Annotated in this window: 14 protein-coding genes; 10 read left to right on the forward strand and 4 right to left on the reverse strand. The window is 69.6% G+C overall.

Translation table 11 applies throughout. The features are described 5' to 3' along the window. The first annotated feature begins 98 nt into the window (after positions 1-98). Entirely contained in the window at positions 99-1,697 is a 1,599-nt protein-coding gene (locus AB0K52_RS17250) for an LPXTG cell wall anchor domain-containing protein (RefSeq protein ID WP_363532895.1), read from the forward strand. A gap of 46 nt (positions 1,698-1,743) precedes the next feature. Here the strand turns inward: AB0K52_RS17250 and AB0K52_RS17255 are convergent, their stop codons facing one another. The 3 genes from AB0K52_RS17255 to AB0K52_RS17265 all read right to left on the reverse strand — a co-directional run bounded on the left by AB0K52_RS17255 (position 1,744) and on the right by AB0K52_RS17265 (position 3,927). Further along, the gene (locus AB0K52_RS17255) at positions 1,744-2,667 is read right to left on the reverse strand and encodes a YihY/virulence factor BrkB family protein (RefSeq protein ID WP_363532898.1); all 924 of its coding nucleotides are present in this window, start codon (positions 2,665-2,667) and stop codon (positions 1,744-1,746) included. Between the two features lie 46 nt (positions 2,668-2,713). Beyond that, a complete protein-coding gene (locus tag AB0K52_RS17260) occupies positions 2,714-3,172 on the reverse strand; it encodes an Rrf2 family transcriptional regulator (protein WP_363532901.1) in 459 nt (152 codons plus the stop codon). Between the two features lie 86 nt (positions 3,173-3,258). Beyond that, a complete protein-coding gene (locus tag AB0K52_RS17265) occupies positions 3,259-3,927 on the reverse strand; it encodes a FadR/GntR family transcriptional regulator (protein WP_208497014.1) in 669 nt (222 codons plus the stop codon). A gap of 256 nt (positions 3,928-4,183) precedes the next feature. On the opposite strand from AB0K52_RS17265, the gene AB0K52_RS17270 reads away from it, so the two are divergent. The 9 genes from AB0K52_RS17270 (at position 4,184) to AB0K52_RS17310 (ending at position 13,199) form a co-directional block, all read left to right on the forward strand. Beyond that, positions 4,184-5,470, forward strand: coding sequence for an MFS transporter (locus tag AB0K52_RS17270; protein ID WP_363532904.1), 1,287 nt, complete (start codon positions 4,184-4,186; stop codon positions 5,468-5,470). A gap of 104 nt (positions 5,471-5,574) precedes the next feature. Further along, complete coding sequence (locus AB0K52_RS17275) at positions 5,575-7,500, forward strand: acetoacetate--CoA ligase (RefSeq protein ID WP_363532907.1); 1,926 nt, start codon at positions 5,575-5,577, stop codon at positions 7,498-7,500. A gap of 355 nt (positions 7,501-7,855) precedes the next feature. Then, entirely contained in the window at positions 7,856-8,533 is a 678-nt protein-coding gene (locus AB0K52_RS17280) for an RNA methyltransferase (protein WP_363532909.1), read from the forward strand. A gap of 445 nt (positions 8,534-8,978) precedes the next feature. Further along, the gene (locus tag AB0K52_RS17285) at positions 8,979-9,143 is read left to right on the forward strand and encodes a hypothetical protein (protein WP_230601565.1); all 165 of its coding nucleotides are present in this window, start codon (positions 8,979-8,981) and stop codon (positions 9,141-9,143) included. Positions 9,144-9,156: 13 nt separating this feature from the next. Further along, complete coding sequence (locus AB0K52_RS17290; RefSeq protein WP_363532912.1) at positions 9,157-9,987, forward strand: PH domain-containing protein; 831 nt, start codon at positions 9,157-9,159, stop codon at positions 9,985-9,987. Positions 9,988-10,229: 242 nt separating this feature from the next. Then, positions 10,230-10,775 (forward strand): SigE family RNA polymerase sigma factor, encoded by a 546-nt coding sequence (locus tag AB0K52_RS17295; RefSeq protein WP_208497019.1) that lies wholly within the window; start codon positions 10,230-10,232, stop codon positions 10,773-10,775. Next, positions 10,772-11,941, forward strand: a complete 1,170-nt coding sequence (locus tag AB0K52_RS17300; RefSeq protein WP_363532915.1) for a hypothetical protein — start codon at positions 10,772-10,774, stop codon at positions 11,939-11,941. The genes AB0K52_RS17295 and AB0K52_RS17300 overlap by 4 nt, the downstream gene beginning before the upstream one ends. Positions 11,942-12,003: 62 nt before the next feature. After that, positions 12,004-12,627, forward strand: coding sequence for a MarC family protein (locus tag AB0K52_RS17305; RefSeq protein WP_363533008.1), 624 nt, complete (start codon positions 12,004-12,006; stop codon positions 12,625-12,627). Between the two features lie 23 nt (positions 12,628-12,650). Next, complete coding sequence (locus tag AB0K52_RS17310) at positions 12,651-13,199, forward strand: hypothetical protein (protein ID WP_363532918.1); 549 nt, start codon at positions 12,651-12,653, stop codon at positions 13,197-13,199. Between the two features lie 55 nt (positions 13,200-13,254). Here the strand turns inward: AB0K52_RS17310 and AB0K52_RS17315 are convergent, their stop codons facing one another. Beyond that, on the reverse strand, positions 13,255-13,485 hold the full coding sequence (locus AB0K52_RS17315) for a hypothetical protein (RefSeq protein WP_363532921.1): 231 nt from the start codon (positions 13,483-13,485) through the stop codon (positions 13,255-13,257). Positions 13,486-13,711 lie beyond the last annotated feature (226 nt).

The following is a 13,711-nucleotide window of genomic DNA, read 5'->3' on the forward strand; positions in this document are numbered from 1 at the left end:
ATCGATGGCACCAGTGAGGCGGTTGGGGCGTGTAGTCGACGCCGGGACGGAGGATGCCCGGCTCTCACCCCGAGAAGCACCATCGACCAAGGAGTCCTATGACCTCCCCCCGACCGCGTCCCGCACGCGTCGCGGCAGCGGCCCTCACCGCCGCCGCGGCCCTGGCCGCCTCCGCACTCGGCGTCGCCATCGCGGCCCCGGCGCACGCCGAAGAAGCCCCCTACGAGTTCCAGGCCGGCGCCTTCTCCGACGCTGAAAGCTGGTACACCGGCGGTGCCCACGCGGGCGAGCCGCAGGCCGGCCACTTCTACGCGAACCCGCTGCTCGAAGGCGACGAGACCGTAGCGAGCTTCCGCGCCACGCTCTCCGTCATGCCCGGGTCCGGGATCATCCTCGCGACCGAGGACGAGAACTGCGTCTCCGAGGGCACCGCCCTGGTCTGCGACTATGTGGACACCAGCTGGGGGGCCGAGGTCGGCTTCACCCTGGTCACCGACGGATCCATCGCGATCGGCGAGGACGTCGAGTACACCATCAGCATCACCGCCGACGGGTACGACACCGAGTACGTCTCCGACCTCTGGAACTTCACCTCGGAGGACGAGGGAGGCTGGGGCGCCGAGTACGACGTCGAGGTCACCAGCTACACCGAGGTCGAACCGGGCAGCGTGCTCGATCCTGAGTTCGCCTTCGCCAACAACGAATCGGACGCCTACGAGGGCATGTACTTCATGGCTTACGCGGACGAGGAGTTCCTCAGCGTCGCGGCCGAGTACAGCAACTGCGGCGTCAACGAGTGGGGCAGCGTCCTCTGCCACCTCCCCGACTTCAACCCTGAGCCGGGCGTGACCTACGAGGTCGACCCCTCCACCCCGATCACGGTCGCGGTCAGCGAAGACGCCCCCGGACCGATCGAGTACCACGCCCAGTTCAACGCCGTGAGCGACGCTTACGGCGAGGGCATCGAGTTCTTCGACGCCGACGAGGAGCTCGCGTTCGTCGAGTCCGAGCGCGAGGTCACCGAGGACTGGAGCGTCATGTCCATCGAGACCACCGAGCACCTCTACGACCTGGCGGTCGAGGACCGGGCCGTCGACGGCACGGGCATCAGCATCCCCGTCGAGAACCTCGGCCCCGCGGCCGCCTTCGCGCGGCGGCACCCCGGCAGCGGCGAAGGCGACTTCACCGTCAGCATCCAGTTGCCCACGGGCGTCACGATCGGCGAGACCGACGAAGGCGTGATCTACGGCGACGGGTACTTCTGCGTCGCGGCCGAGGGCAGCGACTGGATGAGCGAGATCGACCCGGCCGTGTACGGCGTCGAGCGCCTCGACGTCCAGTGCTGGTTCTACGACGACCTGGCGGCGGGCGCGGCCGTCTCGATCAACCTGCCGGTCGTCGTGGCCGACAACGCCAAGGCCGATGACGGCCTGGTCGTCGCCAACCTCGACACCACCGGTTGGGACTTCTCCGAGTTCGAGGAGAACTGGCCCGGCCTGAGCGAAGCGGACTACCCGGCCCTCGACGCCGACCTCGGGAACAACACCGCGAAGCTCAGCGTCGGGACCGGCGGCTCCGGCCAGCTTCCCGTCACCGGCTCCGCGCTGACGATCACCGTCTCGGCGGCCGCCGCGGCGCTCGTCGCCGGTGCGGTCCTGTTCGTGCTGCGCCGCCGCAAGGCCGCCGCGAACTGGTAAACGCGAACCGCATAGGACGGCCCGGGCGCTCTGCGTCCGGGCCGTTTCACTTGTCCGACTGGGGTTTGTGGAGGCGGCCGGGCTCGTAGGGGATCGGGGTGCGCTCGTAGAGGTCGATGGCCTTGCCGCGCAGGGAGGTCGCCGTCCAGGAGGCGGCGAGGAGCATCATGACGTTGAAGATGTAGAGGAAGACGAGGAGGCCGACGGCCGTGGTGACGGCCTGGTAGGCCGGGCGGTCGGAGACGTGGAGGACGTAGATGCGGCCCACGGTCTTGAGCAGCTCCATGCCGATCGCCACGGCGACCGAGGCCCACACGACCCGCCGCAGGGGCATGACGACCCGGGGGAGGGCCTGGAGCAGGACCATCGCGAGCAGGGCGTTCGCGATGAGGCCCACCAGGACCGAGACGGCCCGCACCGCGGTCGCCACGTTCCCGGTGGCCTCGTCGAGTTCGAACCAGGCGAGCACCCATTCCGCGCCGGCGGTCGCGCCGATCGTGATGAGCAGCAGCGTCGAGATGCCGATGAGGATCAGGAAGTCGATCGCCCACCGCAGGAACGGGTTCCCCGGCTGCGCGTCGAGGCCCCAGATCTGCCGGATCGCGGCCCGCACCGACTGGACCCACGCGACCCCGGCGACGACGAGCGCCACCGAGGCGAAGATCGTGACCGACTTGCGGGAGTCCTCGAGCACGCCGATGTCGATCACCGGCAGGTTCGTCGAGAGCCAGTCCTCCACGGACCGGTAGATCTCGGGGAAGTTGAGCAGGTAACCGAAGATCGCCAAGGCCAGCAACGACATCGAGAACGCCGCGAAGAACGCGTAGTAGGAGATCGCGGCGGCCAGCTGCCCGCCGTGCACCTCGCCGTACCGCTCGCCGGCGCGCCACGAGTGGTCCACCAGATTGGACCGCTTCCGAGCCCCCAGGAGCACGCCGTCCCACCAGGCCCCCAAGTCAGGGAACTTCACGAGCCGATTCTGCCAGTGCCGCCGCTCCCGCGGCGGCCCGACGCGTCTAGTCGCGGATGACCCAGGCGTCGGGGTCCTCGAGGAGCTTGGTGACGGAGGTGGGGAGGTCGTCGTTGGCGACGGCGGCGAGGGAGACCGATTCGAGGATCTGGCGTTCGGAGACGCGCAGGGCGATCCACACGTTCGTCATGGCCGCGGCGGTGCCGGTGTAGGCGATCTGCTCGGGGCGTTCGCCGCGGACGCCGACGAGCGGTCCGTCGACGGCGCGGATGACGTCGGCGAGGCTGATGTCGGTCCCCGGACGCGCGAGCTGGTGGCCGCCTTCGGAGCCGCGCTTGGAGGTGGCGATGCCGCCGCGGCGCAGCTGGAGCAGGATCGATTCGAGGAACTTGCGGGGGATGCCCTGGTCCTCGGCGATCTGCTCGGCGGAGACCCACCGCTCCCCGTAACCGGCGAGGGCCACGGCGGCCCGCAGTGCGTAGTCGACGCGGGCGGACAGGCGCATGGGGACTCCTTCGGATCGATCGTGCGGTCGTACCGACTCTATCCTCTGCAAGCGGCTTCTCCGTTGGCTCGCTGAGGGAGGGCCGCTCAGTCGTCGATGAGCAGCCGCAGATACGCGGCGGTCTCGGCGGCGGCGAGGTCGGCGTCCCCGGCGATGATCGCCTCGATGGCGCGCGAGTGGTCTATGTGGGGCTCTTCGGCGAGGTTCGGGCCGAGCCCGGCCCGGACGGTCTCGCGCAGGGAGTCGGCGAGTTCGGAGTACAGCTCGGCGAGGAGCTTGTTGTGGCTCGCTTCGGCGACGGCCTGGTGGAGGGCGATGTCGGCCGCTATGAACGACTCGGTGTCGTTGACCTCGTGCGTCGCTTCGCGTTCGGAGAGGAGGATGCGCAGTCGGGTGATGTCGGCTTCGTCGCGGCGGTGGGCGGCGAGGCGCGCCGCCTCGACCTCGAGGCCGCGGCGGACCTCCATGGCGTCGGAGGCGGGGCTGGCGGCGATGCGGCGGCGCACGGCCGCGGTGACCTCGCTGCGGCCGACGACGAAGGTCCCGGCGCCCTGGCGGATCTCGAGGAGGCCGGCGTGGGCGAGGGCCCGCACGCCTTCGCGGATGGTGTTGCGGCCGACGCCGAGGAGCTCGGCGAGCTCGCTCTCGGTGGGGATGCGCGAGCCGAGGCCCCACTCGCCGTCGCTGATCTGCTGGCGCAGCTGCTCGATCACCTGATCGACGAGGGCGGACTTGCGTGTCGACTGCAATGCCACTGACGGACCTGACCTCTCCGGAGCGTCCATGGCCAGCGGGGGCCGCCATGGGGGGTGCGTGTTTCCCAACACTAGGAGGATTAAAGCAGACAGCCGTCGCGATACCGTTGACAGGCCGTCAATTCATCCTATGAATTGCCTCAATCCTATCGCAGCAGCTCAGCGTCCACCACGAGTGCCGCGAACTCTTGGATAACGGTTACCGCCCCTCACCGGACCACCGCCCGCCTCCCGCCGCCCGGAAGGAGCCGTCCGCGTGACGACGACCGACGCCACCGCGATCGAAGACCAGCAGGCCCACGACGCGGCGCACCCCGCGCCCGCCCCGCACGCCGAGATCGCGGACCCCCTGCCGCCGCGCACGGCGGTCGCGGTCGGCTGGGTGCTGGTCGCCGGGATCGTCCTCGCCGCGTTCAACTTCCGCACCGCCGTCACCAGCGTCGGCGCGATCCTCGCCGAACTGCGCACCGGCCTCGGCATGTCCGAGACCGTCGCCGGGCTGCTCACCACCCTCCCGGTCCTCGCCTTCGCCGGCCTCGGCGCCCTCGCCCCGCGCCTCGCCCGCCGCTTCGGCCCCCGCGCCCTCCTCACCGGCGCGCTCCTGACGATGAGCCTCGGCCTGATCGCCCGCGCCTGGGCCCCGAGCACCGCGCTGTTCCTCCTGTTCAGCCTCATGGCCCTCGCCGCCGGCGCGGTCGGGAACGTCGCCGTGCCCGTGATCGTCAAGCGCTACTTCCCGAACCGCATCGGGCTCATGACCACCGCCTACTCGACGACGCTCGCGGCCGGGGCCGCCGTCGCGGCCGCCGCCACCGCCCCGATCGACCACCTCGCCGGGGACTGGCGCATCGCGATGGCCGTCTGGGCGGTCCCCGCGCTGGTCGCGATCGTCCCCTGGCTGCTGTGGCGGCCCGCGCCCGCCGCCGCGGGAGTCGCGCCGATCGGCCGCCTCCACGGCGTGCGCCGCTCGCGCCTGGCCTGGATGATGCTGCTGCTCTTCGGCTGCCAGTCGGCCATCGCCTACATCCTCATGGGCTGGACGACCACGATCCTCGCCGCCGACGGCATGACCGCCGCCGCCGCCGGGTCGATGCTCGGGCTGCTCACGATCGTGCAGATCCCCGTCTCGGTCATCGTCCCGATCCTCACCGTCCGCTGGGGCCCGCGCCCGGTGTTCCTCATCCTCATGGCCTGCTACCCGCCCGCGATCGCCGGCCTCTGGATCGACGGCGGCGGCGCGCTCACCTGGCTGTGGATGGCGCTGTTCGGCATCGGCACCTCGGTGTTCCCGCTGGTGCTCACTCTTTTCGGACTCCGGGCCCGCACGCCGGCCGGGACGAGCGCGCTGTCCTCGTTCGCCCAGTCCGGCGGCTACCTCATCGCCGGGGTCGGGCCGCTCGCGGTCGGCTGGGTCTACGGCCTCACCGGCTCGTGGTCGGTGCCGTTCGGGTTCGTCGCCGCGCTGACCGTGCTGCTCTTCTGCAGCGGCCTCTACGTCATCCGCGAGCGCTACATCGAGGACGAGCTCCGCGATCATGAATAGCGGGACGAATCCGCCGAAACGGGCGGCCCCGCAATCGGGGCCGAAGCTTCCTCGTGACACGATAGTGCTGTGCACCACACTGTCGTGGAATTCGGGAGGCGGACGTGACCAACGAGGTGCTGTGGCTGCCGCGGCCTGACGCGGTGGAGACGACGAACATCGGGCGGTTCGGCCAGTGGCTGTCCCGCCGCGAGGAGCGCGACCTCACCGGCTATCCGGCCCTCTGGCAGTACTCCGTGGAGCACCTGCGCCCGTTCTGGGGCGCGGTCTGGGAGTACTTCGGCCTCGGCAAGACCGTCCCCGAGCACCGCGTCCTCGCCGACGAGACCATGCCCGACACGGTGTGGTTCCCCGACGAGACCTTCAACTACGCCCGCGCCGTCCTCACCGCGCCCGGCGTGGACGAGGACGACGTGCTCGTGCGCGCCTACTCCGACGCCCGCGCACCGGTCGAGTGGACCCTCGGCGAGCTGCGCGAGGCCGTCGCCCGCGCCCGCGCCGGGCTCGTCGCCCACGGTGTGCGCCGCGGCGACCGCGTCGCGGCCTGGATGCCGAACATCCCCGAGACCTACGCGCTCATGCTCGCCACCGCGAGCCTCGGCGCGGTCTTCTCCAGCTGCGCCCCGGAGTTCGGGGCGAAGGCCGTGCTCGACCGCTTCGCGCAGATCGAGCCCAAGGTCCTCGTCGCCGTGGACGGCTACAAGTACGGCCCCAAGACCGTCGACCGCACCGCCGAGGTCCGCCGCGTCGCGCGCGGCCTCGAAGGCCTCGGCTCGCTCATCACCCTCCCGTACCTCGGCGCGGGCGAACCCGAGGGCGAGACCTGGGACCGCTTCTGCGCCTATGACGAAGGGGTCTCGTTCGAGCCTCTGACCTTCGACCACCCGCTGTACATCCTGTACTCCTCGGGCACGACGGGCCTGCCGAAGGCGATCGTGCACTCCCACGGCGGCATGGCGATCGAGCACGCCAAGATGCACTCGCTGCACCACGACCTCGGCGTGGGGGACCGCTTCTTCTGGTACTCCACGACCGGCTGGATGATGTGGAACTACCTCATGTCGGCGCCGATCGTGGGCGCGGGGATCGTCATGTTCGACGGGGCGCCCGACCCGGCCGGGATGTGGCGGCTCGCCGAGGAGTCCGGCACCACCTACTTCGGGACTAGCGCGCCGTTCCTCATGGCCTGCCGCTCAAGGGGCGTCAAACCCATGGAAGAGGCCGACCTCTCGCTCATCCGCGGCATCGGATCGACCGGCGCGCCGCTCCCGGCCGTCGGCTTCGACTACGTGTACGAAGCGGTCAGCGAGACCGCGCAGCTCCAGTCCCTTTCGGGCGGCACCGACCTGTGCACCGGCTTCGTCGGCGGCGCGCCCACCGTCCCGGTCTGGCGCGGCGAGCTCTCGTGCCGGTGCCTCGGCGCCGACGTGCAGTCCTTCGACCCCGAAGGAAGGCCCGGGATCGGACGCGAAGGCGAGCTCGTCATCGCCTCGCCGATGCCCTCGATGCCGGTGGGGCTGTGGGGCGACCCGCTCAAGCACCGCTACCGCGACACCTACCTCACCGACTTCCCCGGGATCTGGCGGCACGGCGACTGGATCACCATCACCGACCGCGGGTCCGCGGTGATCTCGGGCCGCAGCGACGCCACCCTCAACCGCGGCGGCGTGCGCATGGGGACCGCCGAGTTCTACGCCGTGGTCGAGGCGATCGAGGGGGTGGCCGATTCGCTCGTCGTCCACCTGGACGATCCCGGCCAGGACCGGCTGCTGCTCTACGTCGCCTGCTCCGAGGGGACCGAACTCGACGACGACCTGCGCCGGCGCATCAACGCCGCCCTCCGCGAGCAGCTCTCGCCGCGCCACCTGCCCGACGAGATGCGGCAGGTGCCCGCGATCCCGCGCACGCTCAGCGGCAAGAAAGTCGAGGTCCCCGTCAAGAAGATCCTCAAGGGGGTGCCCGCCGAGGAGGCGATCGCCCGCGACGCCCTCGCCAACCCTGACGCGCTCAAGGCCTTCCTCCGCCTCTAGGGCCTGGCCGGTCGTTATCCGGCCCGTTCGCCCGCTCGCTGCGTTGTCGGCCCTCCCGATACAACCCCGGTACCGGGAGGCCCCTCCGCCTTGCGAGCGAACGAACGGACTCGGATACCGCCGCGCCCCGACCCACGGGCCAGGCCCTGCCGAAACCTGAGTGACAAGGGACGCTCAATAACCCGATTTCCTTACGCGGCAAGGGAATTCAACGGAGTGTGTGCCCGATCGCAGGCGTCCGGGAGCTACTATGCAACGCGTCGCCCCGGTCGGTTTCCCCCGTAGCCGCCGGGGCGGCGCCATGCCTCCCGCCGCTCCCTCCCCGACCGCTCGCGGCTGTGCTCCAATAAGCGGCGTGACTGACCCGACCGGCCCCGCCGGATCCGAACCCGCGTCCGAATACGCCGCCGACGCCGACCTCGACGCGGTGGGCGTCGGCCCCTGGGAGGGCCCGCTGCCCGAGGACGAGCGCTACGACCCCGAGCTGCTGCGCCTGGGCGACCGCCGCAACGTGGTCGACGGCTACCGGTACTGGACCCGCGAGGCGATCGTGGCCGACCTCGACGAGCGCCGCCACGACTTCCACGTCGCCATCGAGAACTGGCAGCACGACTTCAACATCGGCACCGTCGTGCGCAACGCCAACGCCTTCCTCGCCAAGACCGTCCACATCGTCGGCAAGCGCCGCTGGAACCGGCGCGGCGCGATGGTCACCGACCGCTACCAGCACGTGGAGCACCATGCCACGGTCGAAGCCTTCGTCGAGTGGGCCGGCGCCGAGGGGCTCGCCGTCGTCGGCATCGACAACCTGCCCGGCTCGGTCCCGATCGAGACGACCTCCCTGCCGCGCAACGCGGTCCTCGTCTTCGGCCAGGAGGGCCCCGGCCTCTCCGAGCCGGTGCGCGAGGTTTGCACGATGGTCTGCTCCATCACCCAGTTCGGATCGACCCGCTCGATCAACGCCGGCGTCGCGAGCGGCATCGCCATGCACGCCTGGGTGAGGGAACATGTGTTCGAGCAGCGCCCCGTCTGAGAGCGCCTCCCGCAAATCGTCGGCAATCCGACCCCCGCAGGGGTCGCGCAGTGTCGCACCCCGGTGGCACTCTGGAATGGAGCACACCCGTGCTCCGGAGCCCTCGGGTTCGCCGCCGCGTACGCCATGGGGGCGTTCGCGAACGCTCGGTGTCGGATACCTGACGCTTCCATGGGGTTGCGGAGGGCGTTACGCCTACATTGAGCCAATGGCGGGTTACTTGGGGTAAGCTCCCGGTGGTACAAGCGAATAGGTTGAATCCGCAGGTAGATAGGCGGAGTCGGGCGAAAGTGGAGCCATCGCGTTACGCTGATCCCGGCACTGGGCCGCTCGGTTCGCACCGGTTGGGGCCCAGAACAAAACTGAAAGCCGAGTCATGCTCGTACGGTAGACTCGTGCCAGCCTGCGCCAGACGAACGATCGGCCAGGACCCTTGACGGGAGGGGTGAGGAAGTTGAAGAAGTTTCTGACTTGGGGCGGACTTGCGTTCCTGGTGTTCTTTGTGGCCTTCAGGCCGGGCGAAGCCAGCGACGTGGTCGGGAACCTCGCTGGCGGAATCCTCGATGCCGCAAACGGCTTCGCGGCGTTCTTCACGAACCTCGTGACCTGATCGCGACGGCACTATGACCGATTCCGGTGCAGGCGGCTCGGGGGACAACAAGGACACCGAGCCGCTGGAACCCCCCGCTCCCCGCGCCCCCTCCGACAGTCCCGCCCCGGGCGCGGCACCCACGCGCGAATTCACCTTCCCTCCGGGAACGGCCGGATCCGCGCCGGCGACCGCCGCGAGCGACATCGACGGCGTTCGCTTCGACGACGGCCTCAACAGCGGACTCAGCGGCGGCCTCCTCGGCGGCGTGCGCGCCCCGTCCGTGCCCGACGTCCCCTCGCCCATCTCCGCCCGCTACCTCTTCCCGACCGAGAAGTACCGCGGCGAATGGCGGCGGCACTGGATCCACCTCATGCCCTGGTACGTCGTCGGCACCCTGGCGACCTTCATCATGGGCCTGATCTCCGGCATGCTCGCCAAGTCCGGCGTCGACAACACCGCGCTCACGGTCACCGTGCTCGTGTGGCTGCTCATCCTCGGCTTCGTGGGCTGGAAGATCCTCGACTGGTACATGGACCGCTTCATCCTGACCAACAAGCGCATCATGCTCATCCAAGGGGTCATCACCCGCTCGGTGGCCATGATGCCGCTCGGCCGCGTCACGGACATGAAGTACTCCCAGACGCCCATGGGCCGCATGCTCAACTACGGCGAGTTCATCATCGAGTCGGCCGGTCAGGACCAGGCGCTGCGGAACGTCCCGCACCTGCCGAACCCCAACGAGCTCTACCTCCAGATGTGCGAGGAGATGTACGAGCCCGAGGCGGTCGACGAACGCGAGGCCGAACCCGAAGAGGACCTCATCCCCGAAGCCGAGCCCGCGCCCAAGCCCGCCGAGGCCTAGCGCCGGCCCCCTTCACCGTCCGCACACCCGCCGACACCGTCGGCGGGTGTTCTTCGTCCTGGTCATGGCCGAAATCGCCGCTATGGGTGCCCGGCCCCAAGGGGTTGCACCTACTTCGTATACTCAGTTTGTATCCGACTCTCGGTTGCCAGGAACACCCATCTCTTGGCAGAATTCCGCCCGGTGGAGCAACCGCCCGCCGGGGTGATGTCGTCTGTTCTTCGACCCCCCCAGGGAGACTCGTGAGCGAGATCAAATCGTCCCAGGACGAGGAGTTCCGCGAGTACGTGGCGGCTCGCTCCGCCGCGCTGCACCGTGCGGCGTATCTCCTGACAGGGAACTGGGCTACAGCGGAGGACCTGGTGCAGACGACCTTGACGAAGACCTACCTGGCGTGGAGCCGGATCAGGACGACTGATTCGGTCGACGCCTACGCCCGCCGCATCCTCTACAACACCAACGCCTCCTGGTGGCGCAAGCGGTCCAACCGCGAGAAGCCCACCGAGGTGTTCGAGGACCGGGTGGACCACTCCCGCGACTTCACCGAGCACTCGGCGGTGCGCGACGCCATGTGGCGCCACATCGCCGCCCTGCCCAAGCGCCAGCGCGCCGTCCTCGTCCTCCGCTATTACGAGAACCGCACTGACCAGCAGATCGCTGACATCCTCGGGATCTCGGTAGGTACCGTCAAGAGCCAGGCCTCCCGCGCGCTCGCGGGCATGCGCAAGCGGCTCGGCACCCCGTCCGCCGCGCTCGGCCTGACGATGGAACCGAGGAAGGCGGCATGAGCGACGACATAGAAGCCCTCCTGCGCAGCGGGATGGCCGAACGGGCCGACGCCGCGCCGACCTTCGACGACCCCGGACTCGCCGACCTCGCCATCGCCGGGGCCGGTCGCATCCGCCGCCGCAGGCGCGTGGCCGGCGCCGCGGGGGGCGCGGGGCTGCTCGTGCTCGGCGCGGCGGCCTTCGTGTGGAACCCGTGGATCGGCTTCGGCGAGGGCGACGGCGACCAGATGGCGGCGGACACGACCACCATCGAGGTGCAGGACGAGTTCGCCATGGAGTTCGTGGTCTACGAGGACGACGCGTACCACGTGTTCAACGAGGACGGGGACACCGTCCCGCTCGACGTCGACGAGCCGACGGGCGACGTCTACAAGCTCGCCACCGCGTACCTGTGGGAGACCGATACGGAGGTGTGGACGGGCAGCTTCGACGGCCAGTCCGCGACCACCGTCGAAAGGCCTTCGGCTGAGACGTCGATCGACGTCAACGGGGCCGGGGACCAGTACTTGATGTACACCCCGAACGAGGACTACTCGATGGCGAACTACGAGGTGACCAACCTCTCCAGCCCCGACCTCAGCGAGACCGCCACCTTCACCACGAGGGCCACGATGACCCTCGAGGACTGGGACGCGAGAACCGTCGTGTTCACGTACGACCTGCACTCGAGTGCGGCAGGCGAAGCCGGCGAGTGGTACTTCAACGAGCAGTACGAGTTGGGCCTGGAGGAGGTGAGCGCCGCCGGATTCGAGTCGGCGGTGCTCGTCGACACGACCGATCCGAACTTCGTCTGCGTCTCCGACCTCGACGCCGCCGGCTCCGCCAGCGGTCGCGAGCAGTGCGGGCCCCTCGACGACGAGGAGATCCAGGCGCAGATCGATTTCGCCTCCGGGAAGAAGGCGGACGCGGTCCCGCTCGTCCAGGGCGTCGCCGAGTCGTACTCCTTCGACACGATGATGGAGGTTCCCGAGATCGACCTGGGGGAGTACGAGGGCGCGTACAACAACGCCTCGTATATCTGGAGCGATCCGAAGGGCGAGTGGGAACTCGCCGGCAACCCGGGCGACGAGACGTGGATCCTCATCGACTCGTCGGGCGAGCAGCCGGTGGTGTCCGAACTCGAGGTGCCCGAGGGCGCAGTGCAGCCGGTGCTGAGCTACACCTAACACGCGTGGTCGAATCCGAGGCTGTGACCTGGCGGACTTGACATACTCGCTGCGTGGGTGGAATCGAGTACTTGCTGACGGTCATGGTGACCCTCTTCGTCATCATGGACCCTCCGGGGATCGTGCCGATCTATCTGGCCCTGACCGGGGCGATGGATCAGCGCGAGCGCAACCGGGCCGCGCTCCAGGCGACGCTGCTGTCCCTGGGCGTGATCTCGCTGTTCGCGCTGCTCGGCCAGCAGATCATCAGCTACCTCCACATCGATCTCGAAGCGCTGCAGGGGGCCGGCGGGCTGCTGCTCCTCCTGGTCGCGCTGCAGCTGCTGACCGGCCAGGCCGACGAGCCGTCGGGCACGGCCACCTCGAACATCGCGCTGGTGCCGCTGGGCACGCCCCTGCTCGCCGGGCCGGGCGCGATCGTCGCGGTGATCCTGTTCGTGCAGCAGGCACCGTCCCGTGTGGACTATCTGTGGATCGCGCTGGCGATCGTGGTGATCCACTTCGCGATCTACCTGGTGATGCGGTATTCGGGGTTCCTGGTGAAGATCCTGCGGCGCGGGGGCATCGAGGTGCTGACGCGGATCGCGGGCGTGCTACTGGCGGCGATCGCGGTGCAGCTCATAGCGGATGCCGTGATGGGGTACGTCGAACTCTTCGAAAGTTCTGCTGGAGCTTCCGCCTGGTGATTGTTTAGGGTTCAATAAACTCCATGCCGACGATTCTCAAACTTCCCCTGCACCCGCTGGTGGTGCACGCCCCGATCATCCTGGTCGGACTCCTCGTCCTTGGCGGCGTCGTCTACGTGCTGATCCCCCCGCTGCGCCAACGGATCGGCTGGGCCGTGGCGGCCCTCGTGCTGGTGTCGCCCGCATCGGTGTTCGCCGGGATCATGACCGGGCGGCAGCTCGCGGACTACAACGAGTCGAACGGCTGGTCCGCGGCGGTCTCGCAGCACCACGACTACGCGTTCTGGCTCTTGTGGACATTGGTGGCCCTGGTGCCGGTGTGGTTCCTGTTCGCCGGCCTCGACCGGGGGCGGCGCGCGGCGCAGGCCCGCGACAGCGGGGCGCCGGCGGCCGCGACCGACGAGGACGGCGAGACCCCTGCGGGTTCCTCGGACCCGGCGGCGGGCGGGCGGAAGGTCGTCATGTTCATCATCGGGCTGGTCGCGCTGGCGCTGCTGGTGCTGGCGGCCTGGTGGCTGTTCAAGACCGGGCACGCGGGCGCCGAGATGACCTGGGGCGGCCTGGTCCGGTAGGAGACGTGCGACGGCCCCGGCCGGGCGGATGCCCGGCCGGGGCCGTTCGCGTTCGCTAGGCGGCGCTGATGAGGCCGACGATGAGGACGGTGAACATGAGCGCCACGCTGATCAGGGTGATCCAGTGGGTGACGAGCCGGGCGCGCTGCTCGGCCGCGTTGATCGCGTCGTGGTCCTGCGGGGGCAGTGGCCGGGGATCGCTCGGCAGCGCCACGGCCTCGACCCGCCAACCGGGCGGCGGCGGCACGTTGACGGGCGGGCCGTCGTACTCGTTGCGGTCGCTCATGCCGGAAGCCTAGCGCTGGCGGGCCGCGCGGCCCCTGGGGTCGGGTGTGGCGGAATGGAGCGCCCTCGATGCAGGGGTGGCGCGGGGTGCGGCGGTGTCGGGAGGTGTCTGGGTTGTCCCGCACTCGAGTTCGGGTGTGGCGGAATGGAGCGCCCTCGATGCAGGGGTGGCGCGGGGTGCGGCGGTGTCGGGAGGTGTCTGGGTTGTCCCGCACTCGAGTTCGGGT

The sequence above is a fragment of the Glycomyces sp. NPDC049804 genome (assembly GCF_040674615.1).
Lineage (GTDB): Bacteria > Actinomycetota > Actinomycetes > Mycobacteriales > Micromonosporaceae > Glycomyces > Glycomyces niveus.